We start from the raw sequence: 23,757 nt of genomic DNA on the forward strand, positions 1-23,757 counted from the left end.
CTCATTCCGCCGGTACCGCGCCAGGGACCGCCGCCTTGCGTGCGCCGGCCGCCACCCGGTAGCGCCGGTCGCTCAGGCTCATGACGCCGCCGAAGGCCATGATGATCGCGCCGATCCAGATCCAGTTGGCGAAGGGCTTGATATAGGTGCGCACCGCCCAGCCGCCATCCGCCTGCGGATCGCCGATCACCAGATAGACGTCGCGCAGGATGCCGTTATGGATCGCGGCCTCGGTTGTGGGCATGCGCGCCACCGGATAGTTGCGTTTTTCGGGATACAGATCATAAAGCTTCCGCGCGCCGCGCCAGACGCTTATCGTGCCCCGCGTCGCGAAATAATTGGGGCCCTGTACCTGCTCGACCGCGTCCAGGCTGATGCCCCAATCGCCGACCTCGAACCGCTCGCCCAGTTGGGTAACGCGGATATCCTCCTGCTGCCAGGCGGTCAGCGCGGCAACACCGAAGATCGTGATGCCAAGCCCGGCATGGGCGATCGACTTGCCCCAATCGGCGCGCGGCAGGCGGATCATGCGGCGCAGCCGCGCGCCCATGGCGCCGCGCCCGGAGCGCATCAAAAGATCGACGACAGAGCCCGAAATCAGCCAGGCCCCCAAGAACAGCCCCACCGGCCCCAGCGCCGAGCGCTCGGCCTGCATCGCCCAGACCAGCGCGGCCAGCGCCAGCGACAGGACCAGCGCCCCGCGCAACTGTTTTAGCGCCCGGCCCAGCCGCGCGCGTTTCCACGGCAGGATCGCACCTACGGGCAGGATCAGCGCCAGCAGCACCATGAAGGGGGTGAAGGCCATGTCGAAGAACGGCGCGCCGACCGACAGCTTGCGGTCAAAGGCCAGCTCTGCCAGCAGCGGCCAGATCGTGCCGACGAACACCACCAGCGCCGCGACCGCCAGCAGGATGTTGTTCAGCACCAGCGCCGATTCGCGGCTGACCATGCCGAACACGCCCTTGGCCTGCATCGCCCCCGCCCGCGCGGCATAAAGCGTCAGCGCACCGCCCATGAACAGCGCCAAAATCAACAGGATGAACACCCCGCGCGTGGGGTCGCTGGCGAAGGCATGAACGCTGGTGATGACGCCCGACCGCACGATGAACGTGCCGATCAGCGAAAACCCGAACGCCATGATCGCCAGCAGGATGGTCCAGCTTTTCAGCGCCTCGCGCTTTTCGACCACGATGGCCGAATGCAGCAGGGCCGCGGCCAGCAGCCAGGGCATGAAACTGGCATTTTCCACCGGATCCCAGAACCAGAAGCCGCCCCAGCCCAATTCGTAATAGGCCCACCAGGATCCCAGTGCGATGCCGACGGTCAGGAACAGCCAGCTCAGCAGCGTCCAAGGCCGCACCCAGCGGCCCCAGGCGGCGTCCACCCGCCCCTCGATCAACGCGGCAACGGCGAAGGAGAAACAGATCGAAAGCCCGACATAGCCCAGGTACAGAAACGGCGGATGAAAGGCCAGGCCGGGGTCTTGCAGCAGCGGGTTCAGATCCTGGCCGTCGAAGGGCGGAATCTCCAACCGGGTGAACGGGTTGGAGGTGAACAGGATAAAGGCGAAAAACGCGACCGCGATGGCCGATTGCACCGCCAGCACCCGCGCCCGCAAGGTGGGCGGCAGGCCCGCGCCGAACCACGCCGCGAGCGCACCGAACAGCGTCAGGATCAGCACCCACAACAGCATGGAACCTTCGTGGTTCCCCCAGACGCCCGACACCTTGTAGAGCATCGGCTTAGCGGTGTGCGAATTCTCGACCACGATTTTCAGCGAAAAATCAGAGGTCACGAACGCATAGGTCAGCGCTGCGAAGCTGACTGCGGTCAGCAGGAACTGCGCGGTGGCCGCCGGTTCGGCCACGGCCATCCAGCTGCTCCAGCCCTTGTGGGCACCAATAAGGGGAACGACCATCTGCACAAGGGCGACGGCGAAGGCGAGGATCAGGGCGAAGTGGCCAAGTTCTATAAACATGGCGCGGATAGTAGGGCCAACGCGCGACCGCGCCAATGGGGAAACCTGCGGTACCACGCCACAGGGGAACGTTTTGCGCGGCTCAGACGCCGGTCAGCGTCAGCATGGTACCCGCCGCCAGCACCGCCAGCATCAGCGCCTCGTCCCGGCCCCGGCGGCGCCAGTGGTGAAACAGGCTGATCGAACTCAGCCCGGCGATCAGCGCCGCCAGCAGCGGGACGTTCATGCGCCCGCCCGCCAGTCGTCCAGCGCCCGGTTCGGGCCGGTTTCATAGCGGCCCGCAGGCTGCGCGGACGGCAGGGTCAGGGCCCGTTGCAACACGGGGGGTTCGGCGACGCTTTGCAACGCACGCAGATTGCCCGCCATCACCGGAACGCGGGCCATGGTTTCGGCGAGGGAGCGTTGAAATTCCTGCCCTTTCACCTGATGGCGCGCCCCGAAATAGAACGAGATGATCGCGCCGAACAGCCACCACAGCGGCTCGGGCACCAGGGTGATGCCCTGCATCCGTTCGGCAAACCAGATCGGGGCGACCATGGCCGAGACGAACAACCCGATCGTTCCCAGCGCCAGCGCCGGACGCGGCAGCCGGTTCAGCCCGTCGATCACCCGGTCGAACAGGCCCTTGTCACGCTGAGTGAATTCGCTGGCGAATTGCTGCATCACCGCCTGCTGCGTCGCGGTCGCGCGGGCCTCGCTGGCCTCGGCGTTGACGCGAAACACCTCGGCCGTGTCCTTGACCATGTTGGCGCCATTTCCGAACAGCACCGTGAACATCCCGTCGATCAGCCCCATGCCGCAACCCTTTCCGCGTGATCTGCTTCGCTCAGATGATAGCGCAGGGCGATGAACGCCTCGGCGCGGGTGATCCAGCCGCCCTTGCCACCATCGCGGCGGCGCGCGTATTTGCGGCTGGCCGGGCGGGAATCGGCCAGCGCGTAATAGTAGTTGCGCCGGGCGATTCCATAAGCGTCGGCCAGATGTTCGGGCGCGGCCTGCGCGGCCGATTGCGCGGCGGCGACGGTTTGCGGCCCGATCGCACCATCCACCCGCACCGCCTGCCCCATGTCGCGCAGCAGCCGTTGCAGAATGCGGATCGCATTGGCACCGGCATTCACCTGCATATCGAAGACCGAGGCGCGAATCTGATCCGGCAGCGCATCGATCCCCGGCCCCCGATAATAATGATCAATGAAAATCTGTTCCGCCTGCGCGCGGGTCAGCGCGCGCACATCTTCGGCGTTCACCGCGCCGTCGCCGGTCAGATCCAGCCCCAGCCGCTGCATCGTGCCGACGGTCACGCCGTATTTCGTGGCGCCGCCCGGATCGTCCGGGTCGTTCACATAGCCGCCCTCTCGGGCAACGATCTCTTTCGCGATCTCTTCCACCGACAACATGAAAAACCTCCGAGCCTTGTGGAACCCGGGGGAATATTCGGTGCAATTTGGTTAAAAAGCGCTCTAGCTGCCGCTCGGTTCCTGATAGACGCCTTGCTCCTTCAGCGCGTCCACCACCTCTTTCGGCATGTAGTTCTCATCGTGTTTGGCAAGGATTTCAGAGGCTTCGAAGATACCGTTCACATAGCGTCCGGTGCCGATCATGCCCTGGTTTTCCTCGAACAGGTCGGGCAACACACCGGTGAAGGTGACCGGCACCGTGGCACCGCCATCGGTCACCGAAAAGCGTACGGTTTCGCCCTGATCGCGGATCAGGGTGCCTTCCTCGACCAGCCCGCCGATGCGGAACACCTCGTTCGGGGCTGGCGGCGTCTCGACGATCTGGCTGGGCGAGCGGAAGAAGTTGATCCCGTCACGCATCGCATAGCCGATCAGCGCCGTGGACACGGCCAGCGCCACGAAGGCCACCATGATGATCTGGATCCGTCTTTGTTTCTTCAACCCGCGCATCTCTCGCTCCCCTTCAGGGAAAGACCGGCGCCAGCATCAGGCCGGCGGCCTCGTCCTCCCCAAGCATCAGATTGGCGTTCTGCAACGCCTGACCCGACGACCCCTTGGTCAGGTTGTCGAGCGCCGCAATCACCATCACCCGCCCCGGCAGCCGATCCGCCACCACACCGATATGCACAAAGTTGGAACCGCGTACATGTTTGGTCGACGGATGCTGCCCCATCGGCAGGACCTGAATGAAAATCTCATCTTTATAGGCATCTGCCAAGGCATCATGCACCGCTGCGGCATCACCGCGCACATAGACGGTGGCCAGAATGCCCCGGTTCGCCGGGATCAGGTGCGGGGTGAACTGCACCCGCACCGGACGACCGGCGGCCTTGGTGAATTCCTGATCGAACTCGCCCAGATGCCGGTGGGTGCCGCCCGCCGCATAGGCCTGATAGCCTTCGGACAGCTCGGCATGCAGCAGGTTTTCCTTCAGCGACCGGCCCGCGCCCGACACGGCGGCCTTCAGGTCGATCACGATTTCGTCCAGATCGATCACCCCGGCCTCGATCAACGGGCGGATCGCGTACTGGCCTGTCGCGGCGTTGCAGCCAGTGCCCGCGACCAGCCGCGCGGCCTTGATCTCGGCGCGGTAGAATTCGGTCAGGCCGTAAACCGCCTCTTTCTGCATCTCGACGGCGGCGTGGGGCTTGCCGTACCATTTTTCATATTCCGCCGGATCGCGCAGCCGGAAATCGGCCGACAGATCGACGATCTTCAGATCGTGCGGCAGTTCCTTGATCACCGCCTGAGAGGTGGCATGCGGCAACGCGCAGAACACCAGATCAACACTGGCAAAGTCGATCTCGTCGATCTTGACCAGCGCGGGCAGGTCCAGGTGGCGCAGATGCGGAAACACCTCTGCCATGGTCATCCCTGCCTTGCGGTCCGCCGACAGGGCGACAATCCGCATCGCGGGATGGGTGGCGATCAGCCGGACAAGTTCTGCCCCGGTATAGCCGGAGGCGCCCAGAATGGCGATATTATGGGTCATTACGTGACCTTCCAGAAAAACATGCTGTGGATGTAGGCGAACACGTCAGCGCCCGCAATCAGGCAGGCTGAAATTCGATCCGTCGTCGCAGGAACTGCATCGCCTTGTTCGACACCTTGGCCGGATCGCCGGTGGTCAGGAACATCGACGCCGTTCCCGTGCCCAGCATGTCCGGATGGCGGGTCAGGTAATCGGCCAGACTTTCGGCGACCAGATCGGCCTGCGAATAGACGGCCACGTCCGGCCCCAGCGCTTCGCGGAACACTTGCTCCATCAGCGGGTAATGGGTGCAGCCCAGTACCGCGGCTTCGGGCTTGGGCATCCTCCGCAGCAATGCCTCGACATGGCTGCGCACCAGCGCCTCGGCCAAAAGCTCGTCGCCCTGCTCAATCGCGTCGACGACACCGCCGCACGGCTGCGCCTCGACATCCACACCGACGGCGCGGAACGCCAGTTCGCGCTGAAACGCGCGGCTGGACACCGTGGCGGGGGTGGCGAACAGCGCCACATGCTTGACCGCAACCTCGCGCGGGGGGGAATTGTCGCCCCACTGCCGTTCGGTCAGCGCCTCGATCAGCGGCACGAACACGCCCAGCACCCGCTTGTTTTCGGGAATCCAGGTTTCCTGCATCCGCTTCAGCGCCGCGGCCGAGGCGGTGTTGCACGCCAGAATCACCAGATCACAGCCCGCATCCCACAGCCGCTCCACCCCTTTGGTGGTCAGCGCGAAAATATCATCGGCATCGCGCACCCCGTAAGGCGTGTGCGCATTGTCGCCAAGATAGACGAACGGAACATCCGGCAGCCGCTTCACCGCCGCGTCCAGCACGGTCAGCCCGCCCAGACCTGAATCAAAAATGCCGACAGCCATTATGCTTTGTGCTTCTCCTCGAACTCGAAGCCGTAATCGTAGGACTTCAAGGCGTTCGGAGACAGCTCATACGTCGCTTTGCGCAGGAAATCCATCATTGCTTTGGGGTCGCGCGCATGGGCGTCCAGCTGCTCTTGCGGGATCGGCGCACCGATCACCGCGCGCACGGGTTCGTCCACCCGGGCACGGAATTCCTTGATCAGCAGCGCCAGCCGCAGTGTCGCATGCAGATGGCTGGCCAGTTGGAACAGGCGCGAATTATGACCCTCGAAATAGACCGGCACCACGGTCGCGCCGGATTTCGCCACCATCCGCGCCGTGAAGCCGCGCCAGCCCGGATCCATCGGCGGCGAAAACGGCCGCGCCGCCGTTGAAACCGTGCCGCCGGGGAACACCCCGATCGCGCCGCCCTGCCCCAGATAGGCCAGCGCGTCGCGGCGCGTGGCGACATTCATCTGCACCGCCGCTTTGCTGTCATCGAAGCTGATCGGCAGGATGACCCGGTTCAGATCCTCGGCCTTGCGGAACACGGAATGGGCCATGATCCGGAAATCGCCCCGCATTTTCGACAGGATATGCCCCATCATCAGCCCGTCAAGAATGCCGTAAGGATGATTGGCGATCACAATCAGCGGCCCGTTGGCGGGGATATTGCCCAGGCTGCCGCCGGTCAGATCAAGGCTCAGCCCATAGCGTTCGACCAGCACATCCCAGAAATCGCGGCCCGCCGCCACTTCGGCCTCATAGCCTTCGGCGCGCCGGATCAGCCGCAGCCGGCCGGTGGCGTTTTCCAGCACGCGGATCACTGCGCGCCCGCTTCTGGAGCGTGCCGAGCTGGCATAGCTGATATCCCGTGCGACATGCCGATTCATGGCGGCGTACCCCTGATCCCGCGCCCGTATGGCGCATCGGACGCGGCATAGCGAAAACGTCCCCCTCGCGAAAGACAATATAGCGCAGCCATGCCCCGTGGCGAAGCCGCCGCACTTCACGGCCCGCCGCGCCGCCGAACTGACATCGTGCCTTGTCATCGCGCAGCTGTCATGCAAAGCGGGCAGCTTCGCGGCAATACGCCCTGCCGCCGGACCCGAAAAATCGGCTTTTGCCAGTCTTCAATTGCAATGCGTAAATCGCTCAGAGTAGGTATCAACGCGCAGATGCATAGCAGCTATTCGAGAATTACATAATGGATTGGGACAAGCTCAGGATTTTTCACGCGGTCGCGGATGCGGGCAGCCTGACCCATGCGGGCGATGTGCTGCATCTGTCGCAATCGGCGGTGTCGCGCCAGATCCGCGCGCTGGAGGAAAGCCTGAACGCCACGCTGTTCCACCGCCATGCGCGGGGGCTGATTCTGACCGAGCAGGGCGAATTGCTGTTCGACGCCACCGCCGCCATGGCCAAGCGTCTGGAAACCGCCGAAGCCCGGATTCGCGACAGCGAAGAGGAAATGTTCGGCGAGTTGCGGGTCACCACCACCTTTGGCTTCGGCACGCTGTGGCTGGCGCCGCGCCTGCCCAAGCTCTATGAAAAATACCCCGACCTGAAGATCGACCTGATGCTGGAAGAACGGCTGCTGGACCTGCCCATGCGCGAGGCCGACGTCGCGATCCGCATGAAAGAGCCCAGCCAGGCCGACCTGATCCGCAAGCGGCTGATGACGGTGCGGATGCGGCTGTATGCGTCGCCGGACTATCTGGCCGGACGTGGCACGCCCAAAACCATGGAAGAGCTGCGCACGCATCGGCTGATCTGTCAGAACATCAATGCCGCGCAGGTTTCGGCCGGGGCGTCGCTGGTGCGCGAGCTGATGACCCATGACATCCCCTCGACCCTGACGGTGAACAACTATTTCGGCGTGTTGCAGGGGGTCATCAACAATCTGGGCATCGGGGTTCTGCCCGACTACCTGACCGAGGATTTCCCGGAACTGGTTCGCGTCCTGCCCGACGTGGAAAGCACCGAGGTTCCCGTCTTCCTTGCCTACCCCGAAGAGCTGCGCCAATCCAAGCGGATCGCCGTCTTCCGCGACTTCGTGACCGAAGAGATCTTCGAACACAGAAAGCGTATAAAAAAGGCACCCAAACCGTAAGCTATGCGAAATTCGCATATCGGCCATGCTGCAACTGCGGCATCTTTTCCCTTGAACCAGGCCCCCGCGCCCCATAGATGGCCCGTGAAGGCGGCGTTATCCCGCTGCTCTTCACCTCCCTGTTGGACTTTGGCCGAGCTTCGTCTCGGCCATTTTTTTTGGCGTTTTCGCACCCGCCTGTCGACATGCCGGGCACGGTGCCAGACGGGGACCCTGCGCCCCTGTGCCGGACAGGGTTTTCATTTTGCCGCTTCCTTCCGGCCCCGAGCCTGCGTAAAACGCACCTGCCGCAAGGAGAGACAGACATGCAAGAACCGCAGATCACCGAAGAGCTGATCGCCGCCCATGGGCTCAAGCCCGATGAATATGCCGAAATCCTGCGCCTGCTGAACCGGGAGCCGAGCTTTACCGAGCTTGGCATTTTTTCGGCGATGTGGAACGAGCATTGTTCCTACAAGTCCTCCAAGAAATGGCTGCGCACCCTGCCGACCACCGGCCCGCAGGTGATCTGCGGCCCCGGTGAAAACGCGGGCGTTGTCGACATCGGCGACGGGCAGGCCGTGGTGTTCAAGATGGAAAGCCATAACCACCCCAGCTATATCGAGCCCTATCAGGGCGCGGCCACCGGCGTGGGCGGCATTCTGCGCGACGTGTTCACCATGGGCGCGCGCCCCGTGGCGGCGATGAACGCGCTCAGCTTCGGTGAAATCGCGCATCCCAAGACCCGGCAGCTTGTGAACGGCGTTGTCGAAGGCGTGGGCGGCTATGGCAACTGTTTCGGCGTGCCGACCGTGGGCGGCGAGGTGCGGTTCCATCCCGCCTATAACGGCAACTGCCTTGTGAACGCCTTTGCCGCCGGTCTGGCCGATGCGGACAAGATTTTCTATTCCGCCGCCTCGGGCGTCGGCATGCCGGTGGTCTATCTTGGTGCCAAGACCGGGCGCGACGGCGTCGGTGGCGCCACCATGGCCAGCGCCGAGTTCGACGATACGATCGAGGAAAAGCGCCCCACCGTTCAGGTCGGCGACCCGTTCACCGAAAAGCGGCTGATGGAGGCCACGCTGGAGCTGATGGCCACGGGCGCGGTGATCTCGATTCAGGATATGGGCGCGGCGGGCCTCACCTGCTCGGCCGTCGAAATGGGCGACAAGGGCGATCTGGGCGTGCGGCTCGATCTGGAAAAGGTGCCCTGCCGCGAAGAGAACATGACCGCGTATGAGATGATGCTGTCTGAATCCCAGGAACGGATGCTGATGGTGCTGCGCCCCGAGAAAGAGGCCGAGGCCAAGGCGGTGTTCGACAAATGGGATCTCGATTTTGCCATCGTCGGCGAAACGATCGACGAGGATCGTTTCCTTGTCATGCACAATGGCGTGTGCAAGGCCGATCTGCCGCTCAAGGCGCTGTCGGGCACCGCGCCGGAATATGACCGCCCCTGGGTCGAAACCGCCGCCGCCGCGCCGCTGGACGACGTGCCGGGCATCGACCCGATCGACGGGCTGCGCGCGCTGCTGGCATCGCCCAACTATGCCGCCAAGGCCTGGGTCTATGAACAATACGACACCCAGGTCATGGCCGATACGGTGCGCGCGCCGGGGCTGGGCGCGGGCGTGATCCGGGTGCATGGCACCGACAAGGCGCTGGCCTTCACCTCTGACGTGACGCCGCGCTATGTGAAGGCCAACCCGTTCGAGGGCGGCAAACAGGCCGTGGCCGAGGCATTCCGCAACCTGTGCGCCGTGGGCGCCCGCCCCTTGGCCAGCACCGACAACCTGAATTTCGGCAATCCCGAAAAGCCAGAAATCATGGGCCAGTTCGTCGGCGCGATCAAAGGCATCGGCGCGGCCGTGGCGGCGCTGGACATGCCGATCGTGTCGGGCAACGTGTCACTTTACAATGAAACCGACGGTCAGGCGATCCTGCCCACGCCGACGATCGGCGCGGTCGGCCTGCTGGCACATCTGGACGAGTTGATCGCGGGCGCGGCCGGCGAGGGCCAGCTTGCCCTGCTGATCGGCGCGGGCGGCAGCCATCTGGGCCAGTCCGCCCTGCTGGCAGAGGTATTCCACCGCGAAGACGGCGACGCGCCACATGTGGATCTGGATGTCGAGCGCCGCAACGGCGATTTCATCCGCGCCCACCGCGATCTGATCGACGCCTGCACCGATCTGTCCGACGGCGGGCTGGCACTGGCCGCGTTCGAGATGGCCGAGGCCGGCGGCGTCGGGCTGCATCTGGACAGCGGCGACACCCCCACCCTGTTCGGTGAGGATCAGGCGCGCTATCTGGTGGCCTGCCATTTCGATCAGGCCGAGGCACTGATGGTGGCCGCGGGTCAGGCCGGGGTGCCGGTCGAAACCGTGGGCCGGTTCGGCGGCGACGTGGTCAAATTCGGTGCGTCCGAGGCCCCGCTGGCCGAGCTTTCGGCGCTCTGGCGCGGCGCATTCGCGGCGGCGTTGGCCTGACGCTTGCCTGCGGGCAAGTCGTCACCTACATCTTGGAAGAACAGGAAAGGATCCTGCATATGGCGATCGAAGCCCGGGAAATCGAAGACCTCATCCGCGCGCAGTTTCCACAGGCGCGGATCACGATCACCGATCTGGCCGGCGACGGCAACCATTGGGCGGCCGAGGTCGTCGATGAATCGTTTCGCGGCAAGAACCGGGTGCAGCAGCAGCGCGCGGTCTATGCCGCGCTGAAGGACAAGATGGCCGGCAGCAACGGCGCGCTTCACGCGCTGGCGCTGACCACGAAGGTGCCGGAATAGCCCCTGCCCGGCCGAACCGGATTTCCGGCCCGATCTGCGCCGGATCATGAAAGGAAGCACGCATGGCTGACGCCAAGACCCTTATTCAGGAAACCATCACCGCCCATGATGTGGTGCTGTACATGAAAGGCACCAAGGAAATGCCGCAATGCGGGTTCTCGTCCCGCGTGGCGGGGGTTCTGAACTTCATGGGTGTGACATTTGCCGATGTGAACGTGCTGGCCGATGACGCCCTGCGCCAGGGCATCAAGGAGTTTTCCGATTGGCCGACCGTCCCGCAGCTTTACGTGAAGGGCGAATTCGTCGGTGGATGCGACATCGTCACAGAGATGACCCTGTCGGGCGAGCTGGACCAGTTGTTCGACGATCTGGGCGTGGCCTATGACAAGGCCGCCGCCGAAAAGATCCGCGAAGCCAACGCCTGATCCATCACATGTGCCTTGGCGGCCCCCGGTTACGGACGAATAACCTCTGCGGCCAAGGCACCCCGAAAAAATTTCACGAAATTTTTTCCACCTGAAAAATCTTCGTGAAGATTTTTCCGTCCCCGCCTCAGGCCCTGGTTTTTTCCTCGATCGCGCCGGCCAGGGCCTCGGCCCGCGCCGCGATCTCGGCCATGCTGTCGGTCACGATTTGCGGGATCACCGGCACCTCGATCCGCTCGGGCTTCGGTTTGGGGGCGGATTTCAGCGTTTCCAGCTCGGCCTCTTTCTGGCCCAGCATCTCTTGGACATCGCGCAGCTTTTCCTCCAGCCCGGCGGTTTTGTCGGCCAGCATCAGCCCCGCCATCAGCAGCATCCGCCCCTCGGGCAGCCGCCCGATCTGGCTGACCAGAACCGAGGCCTCGTTATCCAGAAGTTTCGCGGCGGACAGCAGGAATTTTTCCTCACCCTCCTGACAGGCAACTTCGAAACTGCGCCCGCCAATGGTGATCTGCACGTCAGGCATTGATGTCCTCCCCGGTCAGCGGCGTCAGTTCCTCGATGATCTCGTCCAGCTCGGCCCGGTCGCCGTCGCGCAGCGCGCGCAGGGCATCCAGTTCGGTCAGCATGGATTTGTTGATCAGATGCGCGTCGCCCAGCCCTTCGGCATTGGCCGCGCGCAGGGCCGCGTTATTCTCGCGCAATTCGGCATTGATGCGGCGCAGCCGGTCGATCTCTTTCTCGGCGGCTTCGGCCCGTGCGCCCAGCTTGGACACGCGGGATTCAAGCTGCGCCAGATGGGTGTCCTGCTTGTCGCGAATCGCCTTCACCCGCTCTTCGAGCTGGGCATTGGCGGTCTTTTCGGCCTCCAGCGCCTCGGTCAGGCGGGTCAGTTCGGTTTCATCCGCAGCGGCCCCGGCATCGGCCCGCGCCGCCGACAGCGCCTCGGCGCCCTTGCCGATTCGTTCCAGCGCGGCGGTGATCCGGCGCTCCAGTTCGGTAATATCGCTCATTTCTGCCCGTTCCGGTCTTGATTTTCTCCCGCTCCGGCGCGTCTTGGGACTGTCACACGAATCGGCGCGGGTTTTCCGTTCACCGATCTTACCCAAAGCCATGGCGAATTGCGCCCCCTTTCCCGTCAGCATGTTACCGCCAACGCTTGATCTTGTGCCCAGCCCTGCCTATGACGCCCGGCAACAAAGCCTTAACAGGAAGGACACCGACCGTGGACATCCAAGCCCTTGCCAAAGCCCATCCCGACCATTGGGCCAAGGCCTGCGCGATCCGCACCCTGGCGCTGGACGCGATCCAGGCCGCCAATTCCGGCCATTCGGGAATGCCGATGGGCATGGCCGATGTCGCCACCGTACTGTTCGAGAAGCATCTGAAATTCGACGCCTCGGCCCCCAACTGGCCCGACCGCGACCGGTTCATCCTGTCGGCCGGCCACGGCTCGATGCTGCTCTACGCGCTGCTGCACCTCACCGGCTATGAGGACATGACGCTGGAGCAGATCAAGAACTTCCGCCAGTGGGGCGCGATCACCGCCGGCCACCCCGAATACGGTCACGCCACCGGCGTCGAGACCACGACCGGCCCGCTGGGTCAGGGTATCGCCAACGCGGTGGGCTTTGCCATGGCCGAGGAAATCCAGCGCGCGCAGTATGGCAAGAAGGTCGTGGATCACCACACCTATGTCATCGCCGGCGACGGCTGCCTGATGGAAGGCGTCAGCCAGGAAGCGATCGGCCTTGCCGGCAAGCATGAGCTGAACAAGCTGATCGTGCTGTGGGACGACAACGGCATCACCATCGACGGCACGGTCGCCCTGTCCGACAAGACCGATCAGCTGAAGCGGTTCGAGGCTTCGGGCTGGTCCGTCTATGAATGCGACGGGCACGACCCCGAAGACATTGACCGGGTGCTGACCGCAGCGAAGAATTCGAAGACGCCGACGCTGATCGCCTGCAAGACGCATATCGCCCTGGGCTCTGCCGCGCAGGACACGTCCAAGGGCCACGGCGCGCTGACCGACGCCACGGTGGTGGCCGACACCAAGGCCGCCTATGGCTGGACCCATGCGCCCTTCGACATCCCCGCCGATCTGAAAGCGGCGTGGGCCGCCATCGGCAGCCGCGGCGCCGCCGACCGCGCCGCGTGGGAGGCTCGCCTGGCCACCCTGCCCCAAAGCAAGCAGGCCGAATTCGCCCGCGCCTATGCCGGCGAGGCCCCGAAAAAGCTGTCGGCCACGATCAAGGCGCTGAAAAAGCAGATCAGCGACGAGGCGCCGAAGGTCGCCACCCGCAAATCCAGCGAAATGGTGCTGGAGGTGATCAACCCGATCATGACCGAAACCGTGGGCGGTTCGGCCGATCTGACCGGATCGAACAACACCAAGACCGGCGATATGGGCGTGTTCGACCCTGAAAACCGCGCCGGGCGCTACGTCTATTACGGCATCCGCGAACACGGCATGGCCGCGGCGATGAACGGCATGGCCTTGCATGGCGGCATCCGGCCCTATGGCGGCACCTTCCTGTGCTTCACCGATTACGCGCGCGGTGCGATCCGTCTGTCGGCACTGATGGGCATTCCGGTGACCTATGTCATGACCCATGACAGCATCGGGTTGGGCGAGGACGGCCCCACCCACCAGCCGGTGGAGCATGTCGCCATGCTGCGTGCCACGCCGAATATCAACGTGTTCCGCCCCGCCGACACCGTGGAAACCGCCGAAGCGTGGGAAATCGCGTTGACCGCGCAAAATACGCCGTCGGTTCTGGCCCTGTCGCGCCAGAACCTGCCGACCGTGCGCACCGAGCACAAGACCAAGAACATGGTGGCCCAAGGCGCCTATGTTCTGGCCGATGCAGAGGGCAAGCGCCAGGCGATCCTGATGGCCACCGGATCCGAGGTCGAGATCGCGCTGAAAGCCCGTGACCTGCTGCAGGCCGAGGGGATCGGCACCCGTGTCGTGTCCATGCCCTGCTGGGAGCTGTTCGCGCAGCAAGACGACGCCTATCGCAAGCGCGTCCTGCCCGGCGGGCCGGTGCGCGTCGCGGTCGAGGCGGCGGTGCGGTTCGGCTGGGATCAGTGGTTGCTGGGGGAACGCGGCCGCGAAAGCAAGGCGGGCTTTGTCGGGATGGACGGCTTCGGCGCCTCGGCCCCGGCGGGCGAACTGTACCAGAAATTCGGCATCACCGCCGAAGCGGTGGCCGAAAAGGTCAAATCGCTGCTGTAACCCTTTGGTGGCGGCCGTGCCTTCCGGTGCGGCCGCCGTCACACTGCCATGTCAGAACAGCGTGCGGATCTGTTTCGTGAAGGTGCCGCGCACATCCTCCATCTCGCCATCCGAAATGCGCCCGTCCAGCATCGCCATCACCGCCGCGATCGCCTCTGGCGCGTCACCCATCGGATCGGTCTCGAACTCTGCCTGCACCCGGTCGATGAACCCCGCGCGGCTGCGTTCGATCACCGGCGTCTTCGACGGATTCCAGCCTTCGTAATAGATCCCCCGGATCAGCACCGGCATCTGTGCCGCCAGTTGTGCCGCCTCGTCAGGGTTCAGGTGATCGCGGATCACATGCAACACCGCCCGCAACAGCCGATAGCTGCGCTGCTTGTGCCCCCAACCCGTGCGGTCGTCGACCTCGTTCACCCAAGCATTCGCGGCCTGCACCGCGTCGTCGATAATCTTCAGACCAAGTGCGCTCATGTCACCCTCCCGGTATAATGGCCCGCTGCGGGCCTGCCGCGCCATTGCACGGCGAAAAACCGCCATGCGCCATGACCTGCATCATCTTCGGTCGCACTTTCTGACGCAGATCATGGTTGCGCGACCCGATTGGCGCGACACTGCCTTCTCGTGGCAATGACGGAGGACGCAGCCATGCAAACCGAACCCCAAGTCACCTTTCGCGGGCTTGATGCCTCCCCGGCGCTGACGGCGCTGATCCGGGAAAAGGTCGAAAAGCTCGAACAGTTTCACCACCGCATCACCTCGTGCCGAGTGACGATCGAACTGCCGCACCGGCACGGCCACAAAGGCCATCTATATGAGGTCGCGGTCGAAATGGAGGTGCCCGGCGGCACCGTTATCGTCAACCGCAAGCCCGGCAATATCCATGGCCATGAGGATGTGAAGGTCGCCATCCACGACAGTTTCGACGCCGCGCGCAGGCAGCTTGAGGATCATGTCCGCAAGACCGGCGGGCAGCATGTGAAGGCGCATCCCGAAAAACTGCACGGCCCGGTCGTGCGCCTGTGGCCTGACGAAGGCTATGGCTTCATTCAGGTCGAAGGCCGGGGCGAGGTCTATTTCCAGCGCGACAGCGTCGTGGGCACCGACTGGGACCGGCTCGATCTGGAAACCGATCTGGAATTCAGCCTGATGGATGGTGAAAAGGGTCCGTTCGCGGTCAATGTCTCCCTGCGCGGCTGAGGACTGCACATAACCCCGGAACCCGTTGGCGCTAACAGCGACTTTTTGCACTAACGGGCTGGGAGTTCGTCATTTTTCGGGTTTTCCCGAAGGGTATACATCGGTATACGCTGCGGAAATCCCTCGGAACGCACCTGCCTTCAGAACGGAACGCGCACATGACGATTACCCTTGGCATCAACGGCTTCGGCCGTATCGGACGCTGTACCCTGGCCCATATCGCAGAGACCGCCCGCAACGACGTGCAGGTGGTCAAGATCAACGCCACCGGCCCGATCGAAACCAACGCCCATCTGCTGAAATACGACAGCGTACACGGCCGGTTCGGCGGCGAGGTCAAGATCGACGGCAACACGATGGATCTGGGCCGTGGCCCGATGCAGGTATTCTCGACCTATAACCCGACCGAACTGGACTGGTCCGGCTGCGACGTCGTACTGGAATGCACCGGCAACTTCAACAACCGCGACCGTGCCGCCATCCATATGGAACACGGCGCCAGGCGGGTGCTGATCTCGGCCCCGGCCAAACATGCCGACAAGACCATCGTTTACGGCGTAAACCACCGCAGTCTCGGGGCCGAGGATCACGTCGTTTCCAACGGCTCATGCACCACCAACTGCCTGGCGCCGCTGGCCAAGGTTCTGAACGACGCGATCGGCATCGAGCGCGGCATCATGACCACGATCCATTCCTATACCGGCGATCAGCCGACGCTGGACCGCCGCCACAAGGACCTGTACCGCGCCCGCGCCGCGGCGCTGGCGATGATCCCGACCTCGACCGGCGCCGCCAAGGCCATCGGCGAGGTGCTGCCGGAACTCAAGGGCCGGCTCGACGGCACCGCCCTGCGGGTACCCACGCCCAATGTCTCGGCCGTGGATCTGACCTTCGAAGCATGCAGGACCGTTACCGTCGAGGATGTGAACGAGGTCGTGCGCGAGGCCGCCAGCGGCCACATGGGCGCGGTGCTGGGCTATGATCCCGAACCCAAGGTCTCGATCGACTTCAATCACACGACGCATTCGTCTATCTTCGCCCCGGACCAGACCAAAGTGGTCGGCGGCCGTACCGTTCGCGTGCTGGCCTGGTATGACAACGAATGGGGCTTCTCCTGCCGGATGGCCGATGTCGCGGCAACCATGGGGCGGCTTTTGCACTAACGGAGAGCGGGGCGTATCCGCGCCCCCGGCCCTGCCATGACAAACCGACTGGCGATCGTGCTGGCGATCTTCATCCTTGCCGCGCTGATTTTCGACCGCTTTTATAACGGCATGCAGGGCAGCCTGTTTCTGGCCAGAAAATTTTCCGACCTGACCGAATATATCGCCTTCTGGCGATAGGCCGCCCTTCCCGGTTGACCTCGCGCGCAAAAAGCCGAAGGCTGCAGCGAGCGCGCATATATCTCAGGGGAGTCGGCCATGACAGTGAAAGTAGCAATCAACGGGTTCGGGCGGATCGGGCGTAATGTTCTGCGGTCAATCGTGGAATCGGGACGTACAGATATCGAAGTGGTGGCGATCAACGATCTGGGCCCGGTGGAAACCAACGCCCATCTGCTGCGCTTCGACAGCGTGCATGGCCGCTTTCCCGCCACCGTGACCGTTGACGGCGACACCATCGATGTGGGCCGCGGCCCGATCAAGGTGACCGCAATCCGCGATCCCAGGGAACTGCCCTGGGCCGATGTGGACATCGCGCTGGAATGCACCGGCATCTTCACCGCCCGCGACAAGGCCGCCATCCACCTGGAAAACGGCGCCAGCCGCGTGCTGATCTCGGCCCCCGGCGCCGGCGCCGACAAGACCATCGTCTTCGGCGTCAATGACGACGTGCTGACGGCCGAGGATCTGGTGGTCTCCAACGCGTCGTGCACCACCAACTGCCTGAGCCCCGTCGCCAAGGTGCTGAACGACACGATCGGCATCACCCGCGGCTTCATGACCACGATCCACAGCTATACCGGCGACCAGCCGACGCTGGACACGATGCACAAGGACCTGTACCGCGCCCGCGCCGCGGCGATGAGCATGATCCCGACCTCGACCGGCGCCGCCAAGGCGGTGGGCCTGGTTCTGCCCGAACTGAACGGCAAGCTTGACGGCGTGGCGATCCGGGTGCCGACGCCGAACGTGTCGGTGGTCGATCTGGTGTTCGAAGCCGCGCGCGAAACCACGGTGGACGAGGTCAACGCCGCCATCAAGGCCGCCGCCGACGGGCCGATGGCCGGCGTGCTGGGCTATACAGAGATGTCCAACGTCTCGATCGACTTCAACCACGACGCGCACAGCTCGATCTTCCACATGGACCAGACCAAGGTCATGGGCGGCAACATGGTCCGCATCCTGACCTGGTACGACAATGAATGGGGCTTCTCCAACCGTATGGCAGATACCGCCGTCGCGATGGGCAAGCTTCTGTAAAACACCAAAAGACAAAGCCGCCCATCGGGGCGGCTTTACTCCGGCCTGACCGAACGGCGCGCCTGTGGCGCAAGATTTTGTTTTACGGCCCTGCGGGCCGGTATGCCTCCGGCGGGGATATTTCGCCCAAAGCAAGACGGGGCGGACACCATCGCCAATTGCTTTGGTGCAAATATCCCGGGGCTTGGGGCAGAGCCCCAAATAAACGGATCTCTTGCGCCAAAGGCGCGCTGTTTGTCGACGCGAACCGGCTTCGGTGCCCTAAGCCGCACGGCCCAGCTTTGCCAGCAGCGCGTGGTTCACCGCCGGAGGCACGAATTTCGAGACATCGCCGCCCAGCCGCGCGATTTCCTTCACTAGTTTCGAAGCGATTGCCTGACGCCGCGCGTCGGCCATCAGGAATACCGTTTCAACGCTGGCGTCCAGAACCCGGTTCATGCCGACCATCTGAAATTCATATTCGAAATCCGCCACCGCACGCAGGCCGCGGATGATCATCGAGGCGTTCACATCATGGGCGCAGTCGATCAGCAGGTTCTCGAACGGGTGCACCACGAATTCCGGGCCGCCGGGAACGGTCAGTTTGGCGCATTCCGCCTCGACCATCCCCACCCGTTCCTCCAGCGAAAACAGCGGGCCCTTGTCGCGGTTGATCGCCACGCCGATCACCAGCCGGTCCACCAGCGTCGAGGCGCGCTGGATAATATCGATATGGCCCAGCGTCACCGGGTCGAACGTGCCTGGGTAAAGGCCAATGCGCATCTCTGTCCCCCATTTTCGTTTCCGGCACGCAACGATATTGCGCGCACCATTGCAAGGGGCAGATTTGCCTAGAAGCCCATGATCATGCCTTCAAGCGCATCTTTTTCCATCGACAGTTCGGCCAGCCGCGCCTTGACCACATCACCGATCGAGATCAGGCCGATCATCTTTTCACCGTCCAGCACCGGCATGTGCCGGAAGCGCCCGTTGGTCATCTTTACCAGCACATCATTGGTATCGTCGGTCGCCGAACAGCTGATGATCGTGCGGGTCATGACCGCATCGACCGTGTCGGTCATGCAGGTCGGTCCCCGGCGGCCCAGTTCGCGCACGATATCGCGTTCCGACAGGATTCCGGCCACATGGACGCCGTCGGACGACACGACCAGTGAACCGATGCGCCGCGCCGACAGAAGCGTCGCCGCCTCGGACAGGGATGCCCCCGGCGCGATGGTGATGACCGGGCCCTCTGGCTTCGACCTGAGAATCTGATGGACTTGCATGACTGAACGACCTCCCTCTTCAGGGGTACAAGCGTCGCTCCAACTGCGACACTCTGTCAAGCCTCAGTCAAGCCTTCCAGCCGCGCGACCTCGTGGCGCACGCCTTCGGCCAGTTCTTCGGCGAAGCGGGTCAGGCGCTCGACCTTGCGGTCGTCGGCGTGGCGCACCAGGTAAAACGCCCGGGTCAGCGACAGCGCCTCGGGCAGCACGATCTGCACATTGCGCGCCGCCGGCAGCGCGAAGTCATGCACGATCCCCACCCCGGCGCCCTGGCGGATGAAGTTCAACTGCACCGCCACCGAATTCGACGCAAGGTCGGCCTGCTCGGCCCCGGTGGCCGACAGATAGTCCAGTTCCTTGTCGAAGATCATGTCGGGGATATAGCTGACCATCCGGTGCTTGTGCAGCTCGTCCAGGCTGTCGATCGGACCGTGGCGTTTGAGATAGCGGCGCGACGCGGCCAGGTGCAGCCGGTAATCGGTCAGCTTCTGCACGGTCAGGCGGCCGGTATCGGGCGGGCTGACGGTGATCGCCATGTCGGCCTCGCGCCGCGACAGGTTCACCACCCGCGGCAGCGCGACCAGGTGCACCTGCAGGCCGGGGTGGCGGTCGCAGATCCGGGCGCAGACCTGCGGCAGCACATAGTTCGCGCAGCCATCCGGCGCGCCCAGCCGGATCGTGCCGGTCAACTGGCCGGGCTGGCCGCGCATCTCGTCCGTGGCCAGGGTGATCGCCTGTTCGGCCTGTTCGGCACGCGCCAGCATCCGCTCGCCCTCGGCACTCAGGGCATAGCCTTGCGGCGACTTCGCGAACAGGGTGACGCCCAGCCCCTCTTCCAGCCGCTGGATGCGGCGGCCCACCGTGGCCGGGTCCAGTTTCAGCGCCTTGCCCGCGCCCGACAGGCTTTCGGCCCGCGCCACGGCCAGAAACACCCGCATGTCATCCCAGTTCGGCTCCATCGCCATACCTCGCATTTCGCAAAACCCTTTTGGATAACTGCCCCTTTTCATGGTATTTTTGCAAGACTATTGTCAGCGCGAATGTAACCACGGGAGGATTCCATGGAAGAGCTGAGCCATTTCATCAACGGTCAGCGGGTCAAAGGCACATCCGGCCGCTTTGCCGACGTCTTCAACCCCGCCACGGGCGAAGTGCAGGCACGGGTGCCGCTGGCCTCGAAAGAGGAACTGGACGCCGCCGTGGCCGATGCCGCCGCAGCACAGCCCAAATGGGGCGCCACCAACCCCCAGAAACGCGGCCGGGTGATGATGGAATTCGTCCGCCTGATCAACCGCGATATGGAAAAGCTGGCCGAGGCGCTGAGCCGCGAGCACGGCAAGACCATCCCCGACGCCAAGGGCGATGTGCAGCGCGGGCTTGAGGTGATCGAATTCTGCATCGGCGCGCCGCATCTGCTGAAGGGTGAATTCACCGACAGCGCCGGCCCCGGCATCGACATGTATTCGATGCGCCAGCCGCTGGGCGTCGTATCGGGCATCACGCCCTTCAACTTCCCGGCCATGATCCCGCTGTGGAAAATGGGCCCGGCGCTGGCCTGCGGCAACGCCTTCATCCTGAAACCGTCCGAGCGTGACCCCTCGGTTCCGCTGATGCTGGCCGAACTGGCGACCGAGGCCGGCCTGCCCGCCGGCATCCTGCAGGTCGTCAACGGCGACAAGGGCGCGGTGGACGCGATCCTCGACAACGAGACGGTTCAGGCCGTGGGCTTTGTCGGCTCGACCCCGATTGCGCAGTACATCTATTCGCGCGGCTGCGCCAACGGCAAGCGGGTGCAGTGTTTCGGTGGCGCCAAGAACCACATGATCATCATGCCCGATGCCGACATGGATCAGGCCGCCGATGCGCTGGTTGGTGCCGGCTTCGGTGCGGCGGGCGAACGCTGCATGGCCATCTCGGTCGCGGTGCCGGTGGGCAAGGAAGCCGCCGACAAGCTGATCGAAAAGCTGGTCCCGCGGATCGAGAAGCTGAAGGTCGGCCCCTATACCGCCGGCACGGATGTGGATTACGGCCCGGTCGTGACCGCTGCCGCCAAGGAAAACATCCTGCGTCTGGTCGAAAGCGGTGTGGATCAGGGCGCCGAGCTGGTGGTCGACGGCCGCAACTTCAACCTGCAGGGCTATGAGGACGGCTTCTTTGTCGGGCCGCATCTGTTTGACCATGTCACCACCGACATGGACATCTACAAGAAAGAGATCTTCGGCCCGGTCCTGTGCCAGGTGCGCGCCGAAACCTATGAAGAAGCGATCGGCTATGCCATGGACCACGAATATGGCAACGGCACCGCAATCTTCACCCGTGACGGCGACGCCGCGCGCGACTTCGCCAGCCGGATCAATGTCGGCATGGTCGGCATCAACGTGCCGATCCCGGTGCCGCTGGCCTATCACACCTTCGGCGGCTGGAAAAAGTCGGGCTTTGGCGACCTGAACCAACACGGCACCGATGCGTTCAAGTTCTACACCCGGACCAAGACGGTGACCTCGCGCTGGCCCTCGGGCCTGAAGGAAGGCGGCGAGTTCCACTTCAAACAGATGGACTAAAGGCCCCGGCGGCCCGATTCATCATCGCTGACAGCCCGCGCCCTTTGTGGTGGCGGGCCGTCAGGACCGGTGGCGCAGCCTGCGGAAAGGCTTGCCGCCCCCGTCATGCTCTGCTTTGCTGCCCCGAAAACCGGGACACAGCGACATGGCCACCACAGACCCCGCCTTTACCCTTGGGATCGAAGAGGAATATCTTCTGGTCGATCTCGACACCGGCGCGCTGGCCATGGCCCCGCCGGGGCTGATGGCGGCCTGCACGGCCGAGCTGAAAGGGCAGTTCAGCCCCGAATTCCTGCAATGCCAGGTCGAGATCGGCACCAGGGTATGCCGCAATCTGGCCGAGGCCCGCGACGACCTGCGACGCCTGCGCCGCACCGTGGCCCGGATCGCGGCCGAGTTCGGCCTCGCGCCCATTGCCGCCTCGTGCCATCCGTTTTCCGACTGGAAGGATCAGCCCCATACCGACAAGGAGCGCTATAACATCCTGAACAAGGATCTGGCGGGCGTCGCCCGGCGGATGCTGGTGTGCGGGATGCATGTGCATGTGGGCGTCGACGACCGCGCCGCACGCATCGACCTGATGAACCAACTGACCTATTTCCTGCCGCATCTTCTGGCGCTGTCGACCTCGTCGCCCTATTGGCAGGGCATGGATACCGGGTTGAATTCCTATCGGCTGACCGTGTTCGACAACCTGCCGCGCACCGGGCTGCCGCCCCGCCCGCAAAGCTGGGACGACTACGCCCAGATGGTCGAGACGCTGATCGCGCTGGAGTTGATCGAGGACAGCTCGAAAATCTGGTGGGATCTGCGCCCCTCGGCCCGGTTCCCGACGATCGAGCTTCGGATTTGCGATGTCTCGCCCCGGCTGGAACACGCCCTGTCGCTGGCGGCGCTGACCCAGTGCCTGACCCGGATGCTGTACCGGCTGGCGAAGGACAACAAGCAGTGGCGGCTGTATGACCCGTTTCTGATCGCGGAAAACCGCTGGCGCGCGCAGCGCTATGGCATCAGTGCCGGGCTGATCGACCTGGGCGACAAACAGATCAAGCCGATGGCCGATCTGCTGGACGAGATCATCGCGCTGGTCGCCGAGGATGCCGAGGCGCTGAACTGTGTGGCCGAGGTCGAGGGCACCCGCGCGATCCTGGCCCAGGGCACCAGCGCCGACCGCCAGCGCGCCGCTTTTGCCGCCGCCCGCGCCGCCGGTCAGGATCGCGACGCAGCCCTGAAATCGGTCGTAGAACTGCTGATCGGCGAATTCTGCGAAGGGCTGTAGCCGCGCGCCTACACAAATACGTGTATTCAGCTTTTGCGATGTCATCGGGCATGGACCTTGGCACCGCTCTCTGGCACCCATGGGATATCAGGCAGTTAACCAGACAGGAAACGCGACAAATGACATCCGTGAAACCATCCCGGCGCGCCGTTCTGGGCGGGCTTGCGGCGATTGTTCCGCTGGCCAGCCCCGCCCTGCTGCGCGCCCAGACCGTCGAACCGCAGATCCCCGCCGACGACTACACGCGCCACAACATTTCCAGCTTTGCCACACAGAACTGGCAGGACCATTTCGAAACGCTGGGCGTCGCCACCATCCTGGCCGACACCACTTCGCGCGCCCTGCATTTCTGGAGCGCGGATGGCAGCGATTACCGGCTGTACCCCACCTCGGTGCCGATGACCGACGAACTGACCAAGCGCGGCTATACCGAAGTCGTGCGCAAGAAGGTCGGCCCCGGCTGGACCCCCACCGCCAGCATGCGCGAACGTGACCCCCTGCTGCCCGACCATCTGCCGCCTGGCCCCGGCAACCCGCTGGGTACCCATGCGCTGTATCTGGGATGGCCGGCCTATCTGATCCACGGCACCCACGACACACGCAAGATCGGGCGGCGCTCGTCCTCGGGGTGTATCGGTCTTTACAATGAAAAGATCGCCGAACTGTTCGATCTGGTGCCGGTCGGCGCGCAGGTGCGGCTGATCTGAAC

Annotated in this window: 26 protein-coding genes; 12 read left to right on the forward strand and 14 right to left on the reverse strand. The window is 64.1% G+C overall.

Annotated elements, in window-relative coordinates:
• Position 1: 1 nt before the first annotated feature.
• From ACSR1C_RS05990 to ACSR1C_RS06025, 8 genes are all read right to left on the reverse strand, one after another.
• Complete coding sequence (locus tag ACSR1C_RS05990) at positions 2–1,978, reverse strand: heme lyase CcmF/NrfE family subunit (protein WP_460258426.1); 1,977 nt, start codon at positions 1,976–1,978, stop codon at positions 2–4.
• An 82-nt stretch (positions 1,979–2,060) separates the two neighbouring features.
• A complete protein-coding gene (locus tag ACSR1C_RS05995; protein WP_460258427.1) occupies positions 2,061–2,204 on the reverse strand; it encodes a hypothetical protein in 144 nt (47 codons plus the stop codon).
• On the reverse strand, positions 2,201–2,773 hold the full coding sequence (locus ACSR1C_RS06000; RefSeq protein ID WP_460258428.1) for a holin family protein: 573 nt from the start codon (positions 2,771–2,773) through the stop codon (positions 2,201–2,203). Before ACSR1C_RS06000 ends, ACSR1C_RS05995 begins: the two co-directional genes overlap by 4 nt.
• Complete coding sequence (locus ACSR1C_RS06005; protein WP_460258429.1) at positions 2,764–3,375, reverse strand: holin-associated N-acetylmuramidase; 612 nt, start codon at positions 3,373–3,375, stop codon at positions 2,764–2,766. The genes ACSR1C_RS06000 and ACSR1C_RS06005 overlap by 10 nt, the downstream gene beginning before the upstream one ends.
• A gap of 63 nt (positions 3,376–3,438) precedes the next feature.
• A complete protein-coding gene (gene ccmE, locus ACSR1C_RS06010; RefSeq protein ID WP_460258430.1) occupies positions 3,439–3,885 on the reverse strand; it encodes a cytochrome c maturation protein CcmE in 447 nt (148 codons plus the stop codon).
• 13 nt (positions 3,886–3,898) lie between these two features.
• Entirely contained in the window at positions 3,899–4,927 is a 1,029-nt protein-coding gene (gene argC / locus ACSR1C_RS06015; RefSeq protein ID WP_460258431.1) for an N-acetyl-gamma-glutamyl-phosphate reductase, read from the reverse strand.
• Positions 4,928–4,985: 58 nt separating this feature from the next.
• Entirely contained in the window at positions 4,986–5,798 is an 813-nt protein-coding gene (locus ACSR1C_RS06020; protein ID WP_460258432.1) for a glutamate racemase, read from the reverse strand.
• Positions 5,798–6,670, reverse strand: a complete 873-nt coding sequence (locus tag ACSR1C_RS06025) for a lysophospholipid acyltransferase family protein (RefSeq protein ID WP_460258433.1) — start codon at positions 6,668–6,670, stop codon at positions 5,798–5,800. The genes ACSR1C_RS06020 and ACSR1C_RS06025 overlap by 1 nt, the downstream gene beginning before the upstream one ends.
• Before the next feature lie 314 nt (positions 6,671–6,984).
• Between ACSR1C_RS06025 and ACSR1C_RS06030 the strand changes: the two genes are divergently transcribed.
• The 4 genes from ACSR1C_RS06030 to grxD all read left to right on the forward strand — a co-directional run bounded on the left by ACSR1C_RS06030 (position 6,985) and on the right by grxD (position 11,082).
• Positions 6,985–7,890 (forward strand): LysR family transcriptional regulator, encoded by a 906-nt coding sequence (locus tag ACSR1C_RS06030; protein WP_460258434.1) that lies wholly within the window; start codon positions 6,985–6,987, stop codon positions 7,888–7,890.
• A gap of 305 nt (positions 7,891–8,195) precedes the next feature.
• Complete coding sequence (gene purL, locus ACSR1C_RS06035; RefSeq protein WP_460258435.1) at positions 8,196–10,355, forward strand: phosphoribosylformylglycinamidine synthase subunit PurL; 2,160 nt, start codon at positions 8,196–8,198, stop codon at positions 10,353–10,355.
• A gap of 59 nt (positions 10,356–10,414) precedes the next feature.
• Positions 10,415–10,657 (forward strand): BolA/IbaG family iron-sulfur metabolism protein, encoded by a 243-nt coding sequence (locus ACSR1C_RS06040; RefSeq protein ID WP_460258436.1) that lies wholly within the window; start codon positions 10,415–10,417, stop codon positions 10,655–10,657.
• Between the two features lie 62 nt (positions 10,658–10,719).
• Positions 10,720–11,082, forward strand: coding sequence for a Grx4 family monothiol glutaredoxin (gene grxD, locus ACSR1C_RS06045; protein WP_460258437.1), 363 nt, complete (start codon positions 10,720–10,722; stop codon positions 11,080–11,082).
• A gap of 127 nt (positions 11,083–11,209) precedes the next feature.
• Here grxD and ACSR1C_RS06050 read toward each other — a convergent pair whose 3' ends face one another.
• Positions 11,210–11,605: a cell division protein ZapA gene (locus ACSR1C_RS06050; protein WP_460258438.1), complete on the reverse strand. Its 396-nt coding sequence runs from the start codon at positions 11,603–11,605 to the stop codon at positions 11,210–11,212.
• Positions 11,598–12,092 carry a hypothetical protein gene (locus tag ACSR1C_RS06055; protein ID WP_460258439.1) on the reverse strand — a complete coding sequence of 165 codons (495 nt, stop codon included), beginning with the start codon at positions 12,090–12,092 and terminating at the stop codon, positions 11,598–11,600. Before ACSR1C_RS06055 ends, ACSR1C_RS06050 begins: the two co-directional genes overlap by 8 nt.
• A 212-nt stretch (positions 12,093–12,304) precedes the next feature.
• On the opposite strand from ACSR1C_RS06055, the gene tkt reads away from it, so the two are divergent.
• Positions 12,305–14,320, forward strand: a complete 2,016-nt coding sequence (tkt, locus tag ACSR1C_RS06060; RefSeq protein ID WP_460258440.1) for a transketolase — start codon at positions 12,305–12,307, stop codon at positions 14,318–14,320.
• A 51-nt stretch (positions 14,321–14,371) separates the two neighbouring features.
• Here the strand turns inward: tkt and ACSR1C_RS06065 are convergent, their stop codons facing one another.
• A complete protein-coding gene (locus ACSR1C_RS06065) occupies positions 14,372–14,794 on the reverse strand; it encodes a DUF2267 domain-containing protein (RefSeq protein ID WP_460258441.1) in 423 nt (140 codons plus the stop codon).
• A 174-nt stretch (positions 14,795–14,968) separates the two neighbouring features.
• On the opposite strand from ACSR1C_RS06065, the gene ACSR1C_RS06070 reads away from it, so the two are divergent.
• From ACSR1C_RS06070 to gap (ACSR1C_RS06085), 4 genes are all read left to right on the forward strand, one after another.
• Positions 14,969–15,520 carry an HPF/RaiA family ribosome-associated protein gene (locus tag ACSR1C_RS06070; protein ID WP_460258442.1) on the forward strand — a complete coding sequence of 184 codons (552 nt, stop codon included), beginning with the start codon at positions 14,969–14,971 and terminating at the stop codon, positions 15,518–15,520.
• 158 nt (positions 15,521–15,678) lie between these two features.
• Positions 15,679–16,683 (forward strand): type I glyceraldehyde-3-phosphate dehydrogenase, encoded by a 1,005-nt coding sequence (gene gap / locus ACSR1C_RS06075; RefSeq protein WP_460258443.1) that lies wholly within the window; start codon positions 15,679–15,681, stop codon positions 16,681–16,683.
• A 36-nt stretch (positions 16,684–16,719) separates the two neighbouring features.
• Positions 16,720–16,863, forward strand: a complete 144-nt coding sequence (locus tag ACSR1C_RS06080; protein WP_460258444.1) for a hypothetical protein — start codon at positions 16,720–16,722, stop codon at positions 16,861–16,863.
• Positions 16,864–16,941: 78 nt separating this feature from the next.
• On the forward strand, positions 16,942–17,943 hold the full coding sequence (gap, locus tag ACSR1C_RS06085; protein ID WP_460258445.1) for a type I glyceraldehyde-3-phosphate dehydrogenase: 1,002 nt from the start codon (positions 16,942–16,944) through the stop codon (positions 17,941–17,943).
• 261 nt (positions 17,944–18,204) lie between these two features.
• Here the strand turns inward: gap (ACSR1C_RS06085) and coaD are convergent, their stop codons facing one another.
• The 3 genes from coaD to ACSR1C_RS06100 form a co-directional block, all read right to left on the reverse strand.
• Positions 18,205–18,705, reverse strand: coding sequence for a pantetheine-phosphate adenylyltransferase (gene coaD / locus ACSR1C_RS06090; protein WP_460258446.1), 501 nt, complete (start codon positions 18,703–18,705; stop codon positions 18,205–18,207).
• A gap of 68 nt (positions 18,706–18,773) precedes the next feature.
• Positions 18,774–19,208, reverse strand: coding sequence for a CBS domain-containing protein (locus tag ACSR1C_RS06095; protein ID WP_460258447.1), 435 nt, complete (start codon positions 19,206–19,208; stop codon positions 18,774–18,776).
• 56 nt (positions 19,209–19,264) lie between these two features.
• Positions 19,265–20,167, reverse strand: coding sequence for a LysR family transcriptional regulator (locus ACSR1C_RS06100; protein WP_460258578.1), 903 nt, complete (start codon positions 20,165–20,167; stop codon positions 19,265–19,267).
• Between the two features lie 102 nt (positions 20,168–20,269).
• Here ACSR1C_RS06100 and ACSR1C_RS06105 point away from each other — a divergent pair, with 102 nt between their 5' ends.
• The 3 genes from ACSR1C_RS06105 (at position 20,270) to ACSR1C_RS06115 (ending at position 23,755) form a co-directional block, all read left to right on the forward strand.
• Entirely contained in the window at positions 20,270–21,769 is a 1,500-nt protein-coding gene (locus ACSR1C_RS06105; RefSeq protein ID WP_460258448.1) for a CoA-acylating methylmalonate-semialdehyde dehydrogenase, read from the forward strand.
• Positions 21,770–21,914: 145 nt separating this feature from the next.
• Complete coding sequence (locus ACSR1C_RS06110; RefSeq protein WP_460258449.1) at positions 21,915–23,048, forward strand: carboxylate-amine ligase; 1,134 nt, start codon at positions 21,915–21,917, stop codon at positions 23,046–23,048.
• A 119-nt stretch (positions 23,049–23,167) separates the two neighbouring features.
• Positions 23,168–23,755, forward strand: a complete 588-nt coding sequence (locus ACSR1C_RS06115) for a L,D-transpeptidase (protein ID WP_460258450.1) — start codon at positions 23,168–23,170, stop codon at positions 23,753–23,755.
• Positions 23,756–23,757: the final 2 nt, after the last annotated feature.

The organism is Actibacterium sp. D185-2 (assembly GCF_054954595.1).

Coding starts and splice junctions, on each gene's coding strand:
- ACSR1C_RS06110 (WP_460258449.1), top strand. CDS start 21,915: ATGGCCACCACAGACCCCGCCTTTACCCTTGGGATCGAAGAGGAATAT.
- ACSR1C_RS05995 (WP_460258427.1), bottom strand. CDS start 2,204: ATGAACGTCCCGCTGCTGGCGGCGCTGATCGCCGGGCTGAGTTCGATC.
- ACSR1C_RS06000 (WP_460258428.1), bottom strand. CDS start 2,773: ATGGGGCTGATCGACGGGATGTTCACGGTGCTGTTCGGAAATGGCGCC.
- gap (WP_460258443.1), top strand. CDS start 15,679: ATGACGATTACCCTTGGCATCAACGGCTTCGGCCGTATCGGACGCTGT.
- ACSR1C_RS05990 (WP_460258426.1), bottom strand. CDS start 1,978: ATGTTTATAGAACTTGGCCACTTCGCCCTGATCCTCGCCTTCGCCGTC.
- ACSR1C_RS06050 (WP_460258438.1), bottom strand. CDS start 11,605: ATGCCTGACGTGCAGATCACCATTGGCGGGCGCAGTTTCGAAGTTGCC.
- ACSR1C_RS06115 (WP_460258450.1), top strand. CDS start 23,168: ATGACATCCGTGAAACCATCCCGGCGCGCCGTTCTGGGCGGGCTTGCG.
- ccmE (WP_460258430.1), bottom strand. CDS start 3,885: ATGCGCGGGTTGAAGAAACAAAGACGGATCCAGATCATCATGGTGGCC.
- ACSR1C_RS06020 (WP_460258432.1), bottom strand. CDS start 5,798: ATGGCTGTCGGCATTTTTGATTCAGGTCTGGGCGGGCTGACCGTGCTG.
- ACSR1C_RS06005 (WP_460258429.1), bottom strand. CDS start 3,375: ATGTTGTCGGTGGAAGAGATCGCGAAAGAGATCGTTGCCCGAGAGGGC.
- purL (WP_460258435.1), top strand. CDS start 8,196: ATGCAAGAACCGCAGATCACCGAAGAGCTGATCGCCGCCCATGGGCTC.
- ACSR1C_RS06065 (WP_460258441.1), bottom strand. CDS start 14,794: ATGAGCGCACTTGGTCTGAAGATTATCGACGACGCGGTGCAGGCCGCG.
- ACSR1C_RS06025 (WP_460258433.1), bottom strand. CDS start 6,670: ATGAATCGGCATGTCGCACGGGATATCAGCTATGCCAGCTCGGCACGC.
- ACSR1C_RS06105 (WP_460258448.1), top strand. CDS start 20,270: ATGGAAGAGCTGAGCCATTTCATCAACGGTCAGCGGGTCAAAGGCACA.
- ACSR1C_RS06055 (WP_460258439.1), bottom strand. CDS start 12,092: ATGAGCGATATTACCGAACTGGAGCGCCGGATCACCGCCGCGCTGGAA.
- coaD (WP_460258446.1), bottom strand. CDS start 18,705: ATGCGCATTGGCCTTTACCCAGGCACGTTCGACCCGGTGACGCTGGGC.
- gap (WP_460258445.1), top strand. CDS start 16,942: ATGACAGTGAAAGTAGCAATCAACGGGTTCGGGCGGATCGGGCGTAAT.
- ACSR1C_RS06080 (WP_460258444.1), top strand. CDS start 16,720: ATGACAAACCGACTGGCGATCGTGCTGGCGATCTTCATCCTTGCCGCG.
- grxD (WP_460258437.1), top strand. CDS start 10,720: ATGGCTGACGCCAAGACCCTTATTCAGGAAACCATCACCGCCCATGAT.
- ACSR1C_RS06095 (WP_460258447.1), bottom strand. CDS start 19,208: ATGCAAGTCCATCAGATTCTCAGGTCGAAGCCAGAGGGCCCGGTCATC.
- ACSR1C_RS06030 (WP_460258434.1), top strand. CDS start 6,985: ATGGATTGGGACAAGCTCAGGATTTTTCACGCGGTCGCGGATGCGGGC.
- argC (WP_460258431.1), bottom strand. CDS start 4,927: ATGACCCATAATATCGCCATTCTGGGCGCCTCCGGCTATACCGGGGCA.
- ACSR1C_RS06070 (WP_460258442.1), top strand. CDS start 14,969: ATGCAAACCGAACCCCAAGTCACCTTTCGCGGGCTTGATGCCTCCCCG.
- ACSR1C_RS06100 (WP_460258578.1), bottom strand. CDS start 20,167: ATGGAGCCGAACTGGGATGACATGCGGGTGTTTCTGGCCGTGGCGCGG.
- ACSR1C_RS06040 (WP_460258436.1), top strand. CDS start 10,415: ATGGCGATCGAAGCCCGGGAAATCGAAGACCTCATCCGCGCGCAGTTT.